Below are 15060 nucleotides of genomic sequence, written 5' to 3' on the forward strand. Positions count from 1 at the left end.
CGTCTCTCGTCAGGGGAGGTAAACCTTACATCGAACTCCTAATCCATTGGACCCTTGTCACCCGGCTTTCCGGGCAGCTCCTGCGGGAACAGTTCATACTTGGCCTGCTTGTCCGCTTTGACGAACACGCGCTCGCGGATGATCGAATCCTCGGCCCAGTTGAACATGAAGATCGGCGTGCCCTGCGGGATGTTGGAGAAGCGCTTGTTGATGATCAGCGCCCCCGGATATTCCGTCAGGCCGACATTGTAGACGTGCTCGGTCGAGATCTTCTGGAAGTTCCGCATCAGGTCGGCGCGCTGGTCGTTGTCCTGCGTCGAAACGAACTTGTTGACGATGTCCACGAGGTCCTTTTCGAAGGGCATCAGGTCGACCTGGCCGCTTTCCGGCGCGCGGTGGTTCCAACTGGTCTTCGGCCCGACCGGCGCCAACTGCTCGGTGTTTTGAACGACGGACGTGAGCTCGGTTTCGTTTCGCCGGATCAGCCAGTCGAAGCGGCCGGAATATTGTGTGGCATCGCGCTGCGTGCCGTTAAGCCCGTTGAGCACGACCCTGAGGCCGAGCTTCTCCATCTGCGCGACCACGCCTTCGGCAAGGCTCTTGTCGGTGGTGTAGTCGTTGTTGACCAGCATGACGATTTCGACATCCTTGCCGCCGGCGGTGCCGGCCGGGAAGTTCACGATGCCGTCGCCGTCGGTGTCCTTGAGACCTGCCTTGGCGAGCAAGGCTTTCGCGCCTTTGAGGTCGAAGGGGTAGTAGACGGTCGACTTGCGGTCATAGAAGCTGGTGCCGGACGAGAAGCCGCCCGGATAGATGGCCGTGAACGGGCCCTTGACCAGCGAGTCGCCCAGCGCCTTGCGGTCGAGCGCCATGGTGACGGCCTTGCGGAAGTCCTCGTTGCGGTTCAGCTCGCGGATCGCCTGGCCGCGTTCGTCCGGGTTGCCCCAGCCATTGGCGGAAAAATTCATCCGCAAATTGTAGCCGATCAGGCGCGGCCCAAAGGCGAGGCGGGCCGGCGCGTTTTTGTCTGCCGCGCGCTTCAGCGAGGCGACGAAATTCTCCGGCTGTTCGAGGTTGGAGAAGTCGCCGGATCCCGCCACCGCCTGGACATCGCGGTCGGCCCAGGTCGAGAGCTTGTAGTGCAGCTCGTTCAGATAGGGCAGCTGATTGCCCTTCTCGTCGACCTTCCAATAGTAGGGGTTGCGGCGCATGACGATGATGTCGTCCGGCCTGTATTCGACCGGCACCCAGGCGCCCATCACCGGCATGTTCATATATTCCGGCGGGAAGGCGTTCTTGAACTGGTCGTAGGTGTTCTTCGAATATTTCGGATGCTGCGGCTTCAGGATGTGCGAGGGGCCGGGGCAGAACGTGCCGTAGGCCATTGCATAGAGATACTGCCGCGGGAACGCTTCCTTGAACGTCCACTCGACCGTGTAGTCGTCGATCTTCTTCAGCGTCGTGCCGACCCCGAAAGTTTCCGGCGTGGCGCCGTTGAGCGGCGAGACGTTCGGATCGACCACCTCGTCGTCCCAGTAGAACATGACGTCGTCGGCGTTGAAGGGCGCGCCGTCGGACCATTTGGCGCCTTCAATCAGATGCATGGTGAGCTTGTGGCCGTCGCTCGACCAGTCCCAGCTCTTGGCGAGGTTGGGCAGCGGCTCGGTGTCCTTGGCCTCGACCTGGAACAGGGGCGCCGTGCGCGTCAGGCATTCGGAAAGCCCGATATCGATGCCGCCCCAGCCTTGCGTCTGGCCGGCGCCGTAGTTCCAGCCTTCCGGCCTGCCGCCGATCACATGGCGCATCGTATCGCCATAGACGCCGATACCGTCGGGCATGTTGCCGGTCTTGAAGACCAGCGGCTCCTTGGGCAGGCGGTCCTTGACCGGCGGCAGCTTGCCGGTCCTGACGTATTTCTCCGTCACCCAGTCCGGCTCGTGATATTCGGGCAGCGCCTTGAACTCCAGGATGGAGTCGCGCGGCACATAATGGATCTTGCCTTCGGCCGGGAATGTCGCAGGCTCCGGCGGGATCGTCGGCTCGGAAGCGAAGGCGTTGAGCGCATGGACTGAAACGCCGAGCATCAGCCCGGCGGCAATGCCTGTTCTACGAAAAGTCCTCATAGTCTCCTCCCAGATGTTTTGGACGTCTGCTGCTGCCCGCCTCTTGTGAATTTCTTGCGGACCTTCCTCCTGCGGACCCGCCTGCTTGCCGACGATCTCAGCCGGCCTGTTTCAGCGCCGCTTTTTCGGCGCGCAATTCCTCGATCGAGCGCACATTGCGCCGCGCGGCGCCCACCCATTCGCGGGTCTTGACCTTGGCTTTCGAAAGCCGCTCCTTCGCCGCCGGAACGGCGTGCGCATATTGCGGCAGCCATGCGGCTTCAGCGACCACCATCTCGTCCACCATCTGCCAGACCTCTTCCGGCGTCGACACTGCGCCGACCAGCGGATCGTGCAGCACGGCGAGTTTCAACAGGTCGATGTCGCCAGCGATGGCGGCGTGCACCGACATGCGCTGCACGTTGATCGAGGCCATGCAGGTGGCCGCGCAGGCCTCCGGCAGCGTGATGCCGGCCGCCATGTTGATGCCGAAGCGATCGACGAAGCCCGGCGACTCGATGATGGCGTCCTGCGGCAGGTTCGTGATCACGCCATTATTCTTGACGTTGAAGTGACCGCGATAGACGCGGTTGGTTTCCAGCGCTTCGAGAATATGGCTGGCATGCTCGTTGGAACGCTTTGTCGGATCGATCGGCTTTGACGCTGCTTCGAGGAATTGCGGATACTCCGTCTCGAACCAGTTGCGGGTCTCGGTCGAGTAGCGCAGGTAGCCGCCGGTCTCGCCATGGATCCAGTCCGACATGTCGATCCAGCGTGTGATCTCGTCGGGGCGCTTGCGGTACCAGGGGAGGTATTCGGACAGGTGGCCGTTGCTTTCGGTCGAATAGACGCCGAAGCGCTTCAGGACGTCGATGCGCAGTTTTTCCTGCTTCGAATAGACCGGATGCGCCTCGAAGGCGGCGACCAGCTCGTCTTTGCCGATCGGCCGGCCGTTCAGCCTGAGCTCGATGAACCAGGTCTGGTGGTTGATGCCGGAGCACACATAGTCGAGGTCTTTGGGCGATTTGGCGCCGAGCACTTCGGCGATCTGCGCGGCGCCGTGCTGGACGCCGTGGCAGAGGCCAACCGTGTCGACCTTGCCGTACTCGATCGCGGCCCAGGTATTCATCGCCATCGGGTTGGCGTAGTTGAGGAATTTCGCACCGGTCGCAGCGACCTCGCGGATATCCCGGCAGAAGTCGAGGATCATCGGGATGTTGCGCTGGCCGTAGAGGATGCCGCCGGCGCAGATCGTGTCGCCGACGCACTGGTCGATGCCATATTTGAGCGGAATGCGGATGTCGTCGGCATAGGCCTCCAGCCCGCCGACGCGCACGCAGCTGATGATGTAGCGCGCGCCCTCCAGCGCCTCGCGGCGGTTCGTGGTGGCCGTCACTTTGGTTGGCAACTTGTTCGCCTCGACGATCCTGTCGAGGATCGCCTTGATCATCCCGAGATTGTGCTCGCTGATGTCGGTCAACGCGAATTCGATGTCCTGGAATTCAGGCACGCACAGAATGTCGGTGAACAGCTTCTTGGTGAAGCCGACGCTGCCGGCGCCGATAATAGCGATTTTGAAGCTCATCACCTTCACCTTGATCCAATCGAGTGCCAGGCAAGGAGCAACGAGGGAGGATTTGGCCACGCGCCATCGCGCGCCAGCCACTCAAAACCGGGAAATCCGGCTTTCTCTCCTCCCGCCCGCTCCTCGACCGCGGGTCTTTCGCGTTCTGAGAAGTTGGATTATGCCCTTATCGGCGGGCACCGCCAGAGAAGGATTATGCTTTCGAGGGTAATTTTGTGCTGCGGGACCTGATCGCCAATGGGGAGCTGATGCGGACGATCTCGCTGCCGCGCGGCCGTCAGCGGCTGCATGCCATGCCGACAAGCACCGGCTATGAGGTGCGTGAGGACGAAACCTACGACTGGGACGGCAGGAAGCGTGGCCAGACTCCGTTCACGGTGCTCCAGCATACGATCAGCGGCACCGGCCAACTGCGCTACGACAACCGCAACTACCGTCTGCAGGCCAACGACACGCTGCTGGTGCTGGTGCCGCACAACCATCGTTATTGGCTGGCGAAGGGCGACCGCTGGGAATATTTCTGGATCTCGATGAATGGCGAGGAGGCGCTGCGCGTCCACAAATCCATCTTAAGCGTCTCCGGCCCGGTGTTCCGGCTGCAGCCGGCGACCATCGACCACCTCGCCGATTGCAGTCTGCGGCTGATCAAGGGCGCCGGTTCGCCCGGCGCTGCCTCGGCGATCGCCTATGAGGCGGCGATGGCGCTTTACGACGATGTCTTCGGCTCGCATGCCTTCGCCGAAAAACAGAGCGCCATGCAGCCGGTCATCGACCACATCAACGCCAATCTCGACAAGCCGCTGCCGGTGGCGGAGCTGGTGGAGATCAGCGGCCTCAGCCGCGCCCATTTCTCGCGCTGCTTCGCCGAGAGCGAAGGACTGCCGCCGGCGGAGTTCGTCCTGCAGCTGCGCCTGCAGCGGGCGGCCAAGCTGCTCACCAAGGCGGACTTCCTGCCGGTCAAGGAGGTGGCTGTGCTGTGCGGTTTCGAGGACGCGAACTACTTCTCCAAGGTTTTCCGCCGCTGCTACGGCATCAATCCGACGCAGTTTCGCACCACGGGCATGTATGCCAGCCTGGGCAATCACCGCTGATCCGGGCCTCAATGCCGCCTGTGGTCGAGAGCGGTCGAGGCGGTCTTGACCGGATCGGCGGAGGCAAAGGCCGCGTCGATCTGTTCGGGCGTGCGCTGCTCCGTCCGCTTCCAGGCGATATATTGCACGATGCCGAAGCTCGGGCGCCGCGGCACCGTCTTCACCACCGGCATGCGGAACCCGTCGCGGAATTTCTCCCAGCGCGCGCCGAGCACCGCGACCATTTCCTCGACGGTCGGCGGCGTCGCCACATCGGCATAGGTGATCGTCACCTTGCCGGCGAGCGCCGCTTCGCGCGGGACCGGTACGGGGATCGAGGCGAGGTAGTCCGACGGCACGTCGAGCAGCCCGCCAAAGGCCCATTGCTCTCGCAACTTATCGGCGCTCATCGGCGCGACGCTGACGTCGATGTCGTTGGGCGTGCCCGGCACGCGATAGGGACAACGGAAACGGCCGCAATTGGCCTGCGCCGAGAATTGCCACAGCGCGTAGCCCTGCCAATTGCCCATCGGGAAATGCACGTCGATGTCGGGCTTGTAGCGCGCATACCAGAGCGGCAGCCGCGACAGGAGCCGATACTGGTAACGGTTGTCGGCGATGTACTGGGCGGTCTTGCCGTTGACATAGAGCACCGGGAAGCGGCCGAGGCGGCGGTGCACCTGGCGCACGAATTCCTCGGCATCTTCCAGCGACATCCATTGCGTTGGATCGATGCCTTCGATGTCGAGGGCCATCAGCTCATCCGGCGCCGGCTCGGCGAAATCGATGAAATTGTTGGCCTGCTCGACCGGATTGCCGGGACGGGCCAGGTGATAGGCGCCCCATTTCAGCCCGAGCGCCTTGGCCACCACCTTGCGCGTCTGGAACAATTCGCGCGTCACCGCATAGCGCTTCCACTGCGCCTTGCAGAGTTTGACGTCCGCTTCGGCGCCGAAGCAGAAATAAGGCGGCGGCAACCCGTCGGAAGCCTTGTTGATGAAGCCGGCGACGCGCTTGTCGGTGACGAGCTGCTGCCAGTCGATCGAATTGTATTCGTAGGCGTCGATCACCAGCGGACGGTCGGCATTCTTCCACGGCTCGGAGAAATCCGAGGCCTTTGCCGCCGTGCCCAGCACTATCGCCGCAGCGATCAGCACCAGGCGGCGAAGAGGGCGCGCCGGCTTTTTCAATCAGGGTGTCCCCACTGACCAGAGGACGATCCTGAACCGCTATGGTTAAGGAATTGCTTTCACGACATTGGCTTGCTTCGGTCCGCTCCGAAACGTCAAAAAAGTATCGGTCGGGTGGACAAGCCGTGGTGGCAGGCGCTTCAATTGCCGCCTAAGCTTTCAATCACGGCGGCCAGTGGGACTACACGGTCCGCCGAACGAAGCGCAGCAACCGGTCACAAGACCGGACCCGCGCGGGGAGGAAAATGAACATGAATCCGGACCTGGAAGTCGTCCAGATCAGACAGGGAGAGTCGTTCAAGGCCTGGGCCCACGGCTATCCTTTCCGCACTGTCCGCTGGCACTTCCATCCCGAATACGAGCTGCATCTGGTCGTCGCCACCACCGGCCGCTATTTCGTCGGCGACTTCATTGGCGAGTTCGAGCCGGGCAATCTGGTGCTCACTGGTCCCAATTTGCCGCACAACTGGGTCAGCGACGTGCCGCCGGGCGAGACCGTGCCGCTGCGCGGCCGCGTCGTCCAGTTCTCGGAAGAGTTCATCGCCGATGCGTCCGCCGCCTTGCCCGAACTTGCAGCCTGCGCTGGCATCCTCGAAACCAGCCGCCGCGGCGCGCTGTTCTCGCCGGCGACGGCCGAGCTCGCGGCGCCCCTGCTAGCGGAGCTGACCGAGGCGCAGGGCGTGCGCCGCCTGTCGCTATTCATGGCCGTGCTCGACATCTTGAACCGCGCCGGCGACGTCCGCACGCTGGCCAGCGCCGGCTATCTGCCAGATCCTTCCGGCTTCATGTCGGCGGGCATCAACCAGGCACTCGCTTACATCAACTGCCACCTGACGGAGCCGTTCAGCGAAGGCACTTTGGCCGAGATCGCCGGGCGCAGCCCGAGCGCGTTTTCGCGCAGCTTCCGCCGGCACACCGGCATGGCGCTGGTGCAGTATGTCAACCGGCTGCGCATCAATCTCGCCTGCCAATTGCTGATGAGCGAAGGTCAGATGTCGATCACCGAGATCTGCTACGCCGCCGGCTACAACAATATCTCGAATTTCAACCGCCAGTTCCTGGCGCAGAAAGGCATGTCGCCTTCGCGCTTCAGGGCCTTGCTGGCTGAGAACATCAACGCGGAGATCGCCGCCTAACAGGGAGGAACCGGGAGGAGCCTAAAAGCATTCCGGTCGGAAGATCTTTCGTCCGGAATTGCATCGAACAAAGAACATTCAGGGAAGGAAGACGCGGGGTTTAGCACACCCAGTGCTGGAGATCGTTTGTCCTGAAATCCAGCACTTCAGGAGGATGTTTGCGCGGCTTGCCGGGATCGGATCGATCCTCAGCCGCCGCCGGCCATACTCCTTGCAATAGTTCGACATGCAGTCAAGGCCTGACGCGCCAGCAACCGCGCAGGTCATCGTGAAACCATTTCTCGAAACGGAGACATTCGAATGACCAGAAATGCTTGGAAATCGCCGTTCGCCTTGAAATCGACGATCGCGGCCGTTTTCGCGGCCTCGCTGCTCGGCAGCACGGCGGCTTTCGCCGGCACCGTCACCGACGCCACGGTTGCCTTCCTGATGCCCGACCAGGCATCGACCCGCTACGAACAGCACGACTATCCGGGCTTCGTCGCCGAGATGAAGAAACTGTGCCCGGGCTGCAAGGTGATCTACCAGAACGCCGACGCCGATGCCGCGCGCCAGCAGCAGCAGTTCAATTCGGTGATCTCGCAGGGCGCCAAGGCGATCGTGCTCGATCCGGTCGACTCCACCGCCGCCGCCTCGCTGGTCAAGCTGGCCCAGAGCCAGGGCGTCAAGGTCATCGCCTATGACCGGCCTATCCCGACGGCGCCCGCCGATTTCTACGTGTCCTTCAACAATGAAGGCATCGGCAAGGCGATCGCGGATTCGCTGGTCGAGCATCTGAAGGCGCTCAAGGTCGACCCGGCCGGCGGCGGCCTGCTGCAGATCAACGGCTCGCCGACCGACGCCGCCGCAGGCCTGATCAAGAAGGGCATCCACGAGGGCCTCGACAACAGCGGCTATCCGATCCTGGCGGAATTCGACACGCCGGAATGGGCGCCGCCGAAAGCCCAGCAATGGGCAAGCGGCCAGATCACCCGCTTCGGCACCAAGATCCTCGGCGTGGTCGCCGCCAATGACGGCACCGGCGGCGGCGCGATCGCCGCTTTCAAGGCGGCGGGCGTCGATCCGGTTCCGCCGGTAACCGGCAACGACGCGACGATCGCGGCGCTGCAACTGATCATCGCCGGCGACCAGTACAACACCATCTCCAAGCCGAGCGAGATCGTCGCGGCGGCCGCGGCCAACGTCGCCGTCAAGCTGTTGTCGGGCGAGACGCCGAAGGCCGAGATGACGCTTTACGATACACCCTCGCAGCTCTTCACCCCGGCGGTGGTGACGCAGGAGAACCTCAAGGCCGAGATCATCGACAAGAAGATCAACACGGCCGCCGAGCTCTGTGTCGACCGCTATGCCGAGGGCTGCAAGAAGCTCGGCATCACCAACTGATCACAGGGCATCCGGCCGCCCCATCGGTGGCCGGATGTCCAACATGACTGTCAAGAAAGGCGGCGCATGATTGAGAGTCCTGAAGGGTCGGCTTCCGTCGGCGAGCTGGTGCTCAGCCTGCGCGGCATATCGAAGAATTTCGGCGCCGTCTCGGCGCTGACGGATATCGATTTCGATGTCCATGCCGGCGAAGTCGTCGCGCTGGTCGGCGACAACGGCGCTGGTAAGTCGACGCTGGTCAAGATCCTGGCCGGCGTGCATCAGCCGAGCTCGGGAACGATCAATTTCCGCGGCAGGGCCGTGACGCTGCCCGACCCACGCGCGGCGCTGACGCTCGGCATCGCCACGGTGTTCCAGGATCTGGCGCTCTGCGAAAACCTCGATGTCGTCGCCAACATTTTCCTCGGCAACGAGCTCAGCCCGCTGCGGCTGGACGAGGTGGCGATGGAGATGCGGGCCTGGACGCTGCTCAACGAATTGTCGGCGCGCATCCCGAGCGTGCGCGAGGCGGTTGCCTCGCTGTCCGGCGGCCAGCGCCAGACGGTGGCGATTGCGCGCTCTTTGCTGCTCGAGCCGAAACTCATCCTGCTCGATGAGCCGACCGCCGCACTCGGCGTCGCCCAGACGGCGGAGGTGCTCAACCTCATCGACCGTGTCCGCGCCCGCGGCCTCGGCGTCGTGATGATCAGCCACAATATGGAGGATGTCCGCGCCGTCGCCGACCGCATCGTGGTGCTGAGGCTGGGGCGCAACAACGGCGTCTTCGAGCCGGATGCCTCGAACCAGGATCTGGTGAGCGCCATCACCGGCGCGTCCAACAACGCGGTGTCGCGCCGCGCCGAGCGGCTGCGCGCGGAGCGCGATCACAGCGCACAGGCGGGGGAGCAGCGTCCATGACGGAGCGAGGCAATTCGGCTCCCCTGGCGCTCGACCGCGCCGATGCGCGCGTCAAGCATGAGGCCGGCATCGGCGGGGCGGTCCGCGCCTTCCTGGATCGCGTGCGCAGCGGCGATCTCGGCTCGCTGCCGGTCATCGTCGGCCTCGTCGTCATCTGGACCGTCTTCACCAGTCTCAATCCGGTGTTCGTCTCCAGCAGCAATCTGGTCAATCTCCTGTTCGACTGCTCGACCGTCGGCGTCATCGCGCTAGGCATCGTCTGCGTGCTGATGGTCGGCGAGATCGACCTGTCCGTCGGCTCGATCAGCGGCTTCGCCTCGGCGATGGTCGGCACGCTGTGGGTCAACCAGGGCTGGCCGGTCGCGCTGGCGATCCTGGCCGCGCTGGCCTTCGGCGCGCTGATCGGCTCGCTCTACGCTTTGCTGTTCAACCGTCTGGGCATGCCGAGCTTCGTGTCGACGCTCGCCGGCCTGCTCGCGGTGCTGGGCATGCAGCTCTACATCCTCGGCTCCACGGGCTCGATCAACCTGCCCTATGGCTCCGCATTGGTCGATTTCGGCCAGCTGATGGTGATGCCGAAATGGGTCTCGCACACGCTGGCGGCGATCCCTGGCCTGGCGATGCTGGTCAGCGGGCTGCGCACCTTCGCGCGCCGCCGCGCGGCCAATCTGTCGACGCCGTCCATGGCCGGACTCATCCTGCGCGTCGCCGCTTTAACCGTCGGCCTCGAGCTGATCGTCGCCTATCTCAACCAGTCGCGCGGCATCCCATGGATGTTCGGCCTGTTCGTCGGCCTCGTCGTGGCGATGAACTATGCGCTCACGCGGACCAAATGGGGGCGTTCGATGACCGCCGTCGGCGGCAACCGCGAGGCGGCGCGCCGCGCCGGCATCAAGGTGCGCGCCATCTATCTCAGCGCCTTCGCGCTGTGCTCGCTCTTTGCCGCGCTGGGCGGCGTGCTTGCGGCCGCCAGACTTGCTTCCGCCAGCCAGCAGGCCGGCACCGGCGACGTCAATTTGAACGCCATCGCGGCCGCGGTCATCGGCGGCACCAGCCTGTTCGGCGGCCGCGGCAGCGCCTACTCCGCGCTGCTCGGCATCATCGTCATCCAGTCGATCGCCAGCGGCCTGACGCTGCTCGATCTGTCCTCGTCGCTCCGCTACATGATCACCGGTGCCGTTCTGGCCATCGCCGTGATCGTCGACTCCCTCGCGCGCCGTTCCCGTGCCTCGCACGGCCGCGCCTGATCCATTCAAACGAGAAGGGTACACATGGCTCAAGATCTTTCGGGAAAAGTCGCCGCAGTCACCGGCGCGGCATCGGGCATCGGCCTCGAATGCGCCAGGGCCATGCTGGCGGCGGGCGCCCGCGTCGTGCTGGTCGACAGGGCAGGGGACAAGCTCAAGGAGATTGTCGGCGAACTCGGCGACAACGCGATCCCGCTGGTGGTCGACCTCACCAGTCCCGCCAGCGTGGCGACCATGCTGCCCGGCATCCTCGACAAGGCCGGTCAGCTCGACATCTTCCATGCCAATGCCGGCTCCTATGTCGGCGGCGAGATCCTCAACGGCGATCCCGACGCCTGGGACCGAATGCTGAACCTCAACATCAATTCGGTATTCCGCTCCGTGCATGCGGTGCTGCCGCACATGGTGGGCCGCAAGACCGGCGACATCATCGTCACCAGCTCGATCGCCGGGCTGGTCCCCGTCGTCTGGGAGCCGGTCTACACGGCCTCGAAGCATGCCATCCAGGCCTTCGTCCACACGCTGCGCCGGCAGGTCGCCAAGCACGGCCTGCGCGTCGGCGCCGTGGCACCTGGGCCGGTGGTGACGGCGCTGATCAGCGACTGGCCGAAGCAGAAGCTCGAGGACGAGCTGGCCGCCGGCGGGCTGATGCAGCCGACAGAGGTCGCGGACGCCGTCCTGTTCATGCTGACGCGGCCGAGAAACATCACCATTCGCGATCTGGTGATCCTGCCGCAGAGCAATGATTTGTAGGCGGTAGAAATTAGGCAGTAGGGAATAGGGAAAGAGGCACTTGCCTCCGGCCATTCAACACGGACCATCTCCTACTGCCTACTGCCTACTGCCCCACTTCTGAGGTCCCCCATGCCTTCCCACTTCCTCGGCATCGATGTCGGCACCGGAAGCGCGCGCGCCGGCGTCTTTGACGAGCGCGGCGAATTGCTCGCTTCCGCCAAGCGCGATATCGCGCTCTTCGTCGAGCCTGGCGAGATCGCCGAGCAGTCCAGCCGCGACATCTGGCAGGCTGTGTGCGCAAGCGTGCGCGAGGCGGTCGGCAAGGCGGGCGTCGGCCCGGGGGACATCAAAGGCATCGGTTTCGACGCGACCTGTTCCCTGGTGGTGGTCGGCGACGACGGCGAGCCCCTGCCGGTCGGCCGTTCCGGCGACAGCGACAGAAACATCATCGTCTGGATGGACCATCGCGCCCTCGATCAGACCAGGCGCATCAATGCCGGCCACCATCCCGTCCTCGACTATGTCGGTGGCGTGATTTCGCCGGAGATGGAGACCCCGAAGCTTTTGTGGCTGAAGGAGAACCTGCCGGAGACCTTTGCCAAAGCGCGGCATTTCTTGGACCTTGCCGATTACCTGACCTGGCGCGCCACGGGCAGCTTCGCCCGCTCGGTCTGCACGCTGGCCTGCAAATGGACCTATCTCGGCCATGAGCGGCGCTGGGACGACAGCTATTTTTATTCCGTCGGCCTTGGTGAACTTGCCGACGAGGGGTTTGCCCGCATCGGCACCGAAGTGGTCGATCCGGGCACGGCGGTGGGCGCCGGCCTGACGCCGGCGGCCGCGGCCGAACTGGGACTGGCCGAGGGCACGGTCGTCGCTTCCGGGCTGATCGACGCCCATGCCGGTGGGGTCGGCACGGTAGGTGCTGCCGGCGATGCCGGCACCATTTCCTCGCGTATGGCCTATGTGCTCGGCACCTCGGCCTGCACAATGGCGAGCAGCCAAGGCCCGGCCTTCATCCCCGGGGTATGGGGACCGTACTATTCCGCCATGGTACCTGGCTTATGGCTGAGCGAGGGCGGCCAGTCGGCCGCCGGCGCGGCCATCGATCTCCTGGTGTATTTCCACCCTGCCGCAGCCGAGGCTTCCGCACGTGCCAAGGCTGAAGGCAGATCGCTGGTCGACTGGCTGGCCGCGGCCGCCGCGGCGGCTCTCCCCGACCTGTCGGCTGCCGCCACGCTTGCCGGAAGCATCCACGTCGTGCCCGAATTCCTCGGCAATCGTTCGCCTTTGGCCGACCCGGATGCGCGCGGCCTGATCGCCGGGCTCGGCACCGACCGTTCCATCGAAAGTCTCGTCGGGCTTTATGTCGCCGGGCTTTGCGGCCTCGGCTACGGCGTGCGCCAGATTGTAGCGGCGATGGCGTCGTCCGGACTTGCCGTCGACACCATCGTCATCAGCGGCGGCGCCGGGCAGTCGCCGCTGGTGCGCCAGCTGCTTGCCGACGCAGCCGGCCTGCCGGTCGCCGCGTCGCAATCGCCGGATCCGGTGCTGCTCGGCTCCGCGATGCTCGGTGCCGTCGCCGCCGGGCATTACCCTGACCTTTCGAGCGCCATGCCTGCCATGTCCCGGCTCGGCGACGTTTTTACACCCGCGTCGGGCGACATCCGCGCATGGCACGACCGCCGCTACGAAGCCTTCCTGGCGCTGCAGGCGGTAGGCCGCAGCATACGCTGAGGGATCGATCAGCGCCTAAACAGGACGGATCGGGCGCCGGCTCCCCCTCTCCGGCGGATGACGGCGTCCATGCAAAATCCGCGTGACAAAGTTTGACGTTTACGTAAAAAGAAGGTGCGAGGCCGACCCAAAGGTTAATGGCTTCGCTCCGGCCATGCGCTACGATTGGCTGGAACGCAGGAGGAGCAGACATGTATCGCGCACCGGTCGAGGATATCGCCTTCACGCTGAAGCACGTGGCGGGGCTGAAGCCGGCGCTGGATGCCGGCACCTTTGGCGATCTCGGCGAGGACCTTGTCGACGCGATCCTGGCCGAAGCCGGCCGCTTCGCCAGCGAGGAGGTGGCGCCGCTCTACAAGATCGGCGACGAGCATGGCGCGGTACTGAAGGACGCGGCTGTCATCACGCCGCCCGGCTGGAAGGAGCTCTACCGGCGCTGGATCGAAGGCGGCTGGAACGCGCTGTCAGGGCCGGAGGAATTCGGCGGCCAGGGCCTGCCGACGATGCTCGGCGTCGCCGCGCTCGAAATGTGGAACTCCGCCGCCATGGCCTTCGGCATCGGCGCGACGCTGACCATGGGCGCGGTGGAAGCGCTCGACAAGCACGCTTCCGAAGCGCTGAAGCAAAAATATCTGGCCAAGCTCGTCTCCGGCGAGTGGATGGGCACAATGAACCTGACCGAGCCGCAGGCGGGCTCCGACCTTGCGGCTCTGCGCAGCCGCGCCGAGCCGGTCGGCGACGGCACCTACCGCATCTTCGGCCAGAAGATTTTCATCACCTATGGCGAGCATGATTTCACCGACAACATCGTGCATCTGGTACTGGCACGGCTGCCCGATGCGCCGGCCGGAACGCGCGGCATCTCGCTTTTTCTGGTGCCGAAGTTCTTTGTCAATGACGACGGCTCGCTCGGCGCCCGTAACGACGTTTTCTGCTCGGGCCTCGAGCACAAGCTCGGCATCCACGCCTCGCCGACCTGCACCATGATCTATGGCGACGGTTTTCAGGGCGCGACGCCCGGCGCCATCGGCTGGCTGATCGGCGAGGAGAACAAGGGGCTGGCCTGCATGTTCACGATGATGAACAACGCGCGCCTCGCTGTCGGCATGCAGGGCGTGGCCGTGGCCGAGACCGCGACCCAGAAGGCGGTCGCCTACGCCAATGAGCGCCGCCAGGGCAAGGCTTCGGACTACTCCAGCCCCGGCATGGCGCCGATCGTCCATCACCCGGACGTGCAGCGCAATCTGCTCACCATGAAGGCGTTGACCCAGATCGCCCGCTCGATCAGCTATTCCTGCGCGCATGCGCTCGACCGCGCGCGCGTCGCCGAGGGCGAGGCCGCCGCCAATTGGCGCGACCGTGCCAACCTGCTGACGCCGCTGGCAAAAGCCTTCTCCACCGATATCGGCGTCGAGGTCGCTTCGTTGGGGGTTCAGGTGCATGGCGGCATGGGCTTCATCGAGGAGACGGGCGCTGCCGCGCTCTATCGCGACGCCCGCATCGCACCGATCTACGAGGGCACCAACGGCATCCAGGCGATCGATCTCGTGGCGCGAAAGCTGCCGCTCGGCGGCGGCGAGCATGTGCATCGCTATATCGGTGAACTGAAAGCGGTGGCCGATGCGGTGCGCACCTCGAACATCGAAGGCTTCGGCCGCACCGCCGACAATCTCGACCGGGCGCTGGCCGATCTCGAAGAGGCGACGCGCTTCCTGCAGAAGCTCACGGCCGACGGCAAGGCCGACGCCGCGATGGCCGGCGCGACGCCCTATCTGCGGCTGATCTCGTTTGCCGCCGGCGGCGCCTATCTGGCGCAGGGTGGCCTGGCAGACCGTAGCCGCATCGCGCTTTGCCGCTTCTTCGCCGAAAATCTGCTCGGCGAGACGCGCGCCCTGAAGGAGCGCGTCACCGACGGCGCTGAAAGCCTCGCCGCCGCCGGCAAGGCGCTGGTTTCGGCCTGACGTTCACAAGGAAAAAA

General features: G+C 64.6%; 11 protein-coding genes. 8 read left to right on the forward strand and 3 right to left on the reverse strand.

All coding sequences use genetic code 11. The features are described from left to right. Nucleotides 1-38 precede the first annotated feature (38 nt). Complete coding sequence (locus tag EN869_RS00355; RefSeq protein WP_127229549.1) at nt 39-2123, reverse strand: ABC transporter substrate-binding protein; 2085 nt, start codon at nt 2121-2123, stop codon at nt 39-41. Between the two features lie 97 nt (nt 2124-2220). Continuing rightward, nucleotides 2221-3687 (reverse strand): alpha-glucosidase/alpha-galactosidase, encoded by a 1467-nt coding sequence (locus EN869_RS00360; RefSeq protein WP_127229548.1) that lies wholly within the window; start codon nt 3685-3687, stop codon nt 2221-2223. 248 nt (nt 3688-3935) lie between these two features. Here EN869_RS00360 and EN869_RS00365 point away from each other — a divergent pair, with 248 nt between their 5' ends. Further along, on the forward strand, nt 3936-4778 hold the full coding sequence (locus tag EN869_RS00365; RefSeq protein WP_127229613.1) for an AraC family transcriptional regulator: 843 nt from the start codon (nt 3936-3938) through the stop codon (nt 4776-4778). A gap of 8 nt (nt 4779-4786) precedes the next feature. Here EN869_RS00365 and EN869_RS00370 read toward each other — a convergent pair whose 3' ends face one another. Then, nucleotides 4787-5947, reverse strand: coding sequence for a glycoside hydrolase family 25 protein (locus EN869_RS00370; protein ID WP_127229547.1), 1161 nt, complete (start codon nt 5945-5947; stop codon nt 4787-4789). 251 nt (nt 5948-6198) lie between these two features. On the opposite strand from EN869_RS00370, the gene EN869_RS00375 reads away from it, so the two are divergent. The 7 genes from EN869_RS00375 (at nt 6199) to EN869_RS00405 (ending at nt 15043) form a co-directional block, all read left to right on the forward strand. Next, nucleotides 6199-7083, forward strand: coding sequence for an AraC family transcriptional regulator (locus tag EN869_RS00375; protein ID WP_127229612.1), 885 nt, complete (start codon nt 6199-6201; stop codon nt 7081-7083). Between the two features lie 300 nt (nt 7084-7383). Next, nucleotides 7384-8466 carry a sugar ABC transporter substrate-binding protein gene (locus tag EN869_RS00380; protein ID WP_127229546.1) on the forward strand — a complete coding sequence of 361 codons (1083 nt, stop codon included), beginning with the start codon at nt 7384-7386 and terminating at the stop codon, nt 8464-8466. Between the two features lie 66 nt (nt 8467-8532). Further along, the gene (locus EN869_RS00385; protein ID WP_127229545.1) at nt 8533-9363 is read left to right on the forward strand and encodes an ATP-binding cassette domain-containing protein; all 831 of its coding nucleotides are present in this window, start codon (nt 8533-8535) and stop codon (nt 9361-9363) included. Further along, nucleotides 9360-10610: a sugar ABC transporter permease gene (locus EN869_RS00390; protein WP_127229544.1), complete on the forward strand. Its 1251-nt coding sequence runs from the start codon at nt 9360-9362 to the stop codon at nt 10608-10610. Before EN869_RS00385 ends, EN869_RS00390 begins: the two co-directional genes overlap by 4 nt. A 24-nt stretch (nt 10611-10634) precedes the next feature. Continuing rightward, nucleotides 10635-11363 carry an SDR family oxidoreductase gene (locus EN869_RS00395; RefSeq protein ID WP_127229543.1) on the forward strand — a complete coding sequence of 243 codons (729 nt, stop codon included), beginning with the start codon at nt 10635-10637 and terminating at the stop codon, nt 11361-11363. Between the two features lie 111 nt (nt 11364-11474). Beyond that, a complete protein-coding gene (locus EN869_RS00400; RefSeq protein WP_127229542.1) occupies nt 11475-13082 on the forward strand; it encodes an FGGY-family carbohydrate kinase in 1608 nt (535 codons plus the stop codon). Nucleotides 13083-13273: 191 nt separating this feature from the next. Then, nucleotides 13274-15043 (forward strand): acyl-CoA dehydrogenase family protein, encoded by a 1770-nt coding sequence (locus tag EN869_RS00405; protein ID WP_127229541.1) that lies wholly within the window; start codon nt 13274-13276, stop codon nt 15041-15043. Nucleotides 15044-15060: the final 17 nt, after the last annotated feature.

The organism is Mesorhizobium sp. M2D.F.Ca.ET.226.01.1.1 (assembly GCF_004022705.2).
In the GTDB taxonomy this organism is placed as follows: domain Bacteria; phylum Pseudomonadota; class Alphaproteobacteria; order Rhizobiales; family Rhizobiaceae; genus Mesorhizobium.

Excerpts from the sequence above, each read along its gene's own strand:
- EN869_RS00385 (WP_127229545.1), top strand. The coding sequence starts at position 8,533 with ATGATTGAGAGTCCTGAAGGGTCGGCTTCCGTCGGCGAGCTGGTGCTC.
- EN869_RS00380 (WP_127229546.1), top strand. The coding sequence starts at position 7,384 with ATGACCAGAAATGCTTGGAAATCGCCGTTCGCCTTGAAATCGACGATC.
- EN869_RS00390 (WP_127229544.1), top strand. The coding sequence starts at position 9,360 with ATGACGGAGCGAGGCAATTCGGCTCCCCTGGCGCTCGACCGCGCCGAT.
- EN869_RS00405 (WP_127229541.1), top strand. The coding sequence starts at position 13,274 with ATGTATCGCGCACCGGTCGAGGATATCGCCTTCACGCTGAAGCACGTG.
- EN869_RS00360 (WP_127229548.1), bottom strand. The coding sequence starts at position 3,687 with ATGAGCTTCAAAATCGCTATTATCGGCGCCGGCAGCGTCGGCTTCACC.
- EN869_RS00400 (WP_127229542.1), top strand. The coding sequence starts at position 11,475 with ATGCCTTCCCACTTCCTCGGCATCGATGTCGGCACCGGAAGCGCGCGC.
- EN869_RS00365 (WP_127229613.1), top strand. The coding sequence starts at position 3,936 with ATGCGGACGATCTCGCTGCCGCGCGGCCGTCAGCGGCTGCATGCCATG.
- EN869_RS00355 (WP_127229549.1), bottom strand. The coding sequence starts at position 2,123 with ATGAGGACTTTTCGTAGAACAGGCATTGCCGCCGGGCTGATGCTCGGC.
- EN869_RS00375 (WP_127229612.1), top strand. The coding sequence starts at position 6,199 with ATGAATCCGGACCTGGAAGTCGTCCAGATCAGACAGGGAGAGTCGTTC.
- EN869_RS00395 (WP_127229543.1), top strand. The coding sequence starts at position 10,635 with ATGGCTCAAGATCTTTCGGGAAAAGTCGCCGCAGTCACCGGCGCGGCA.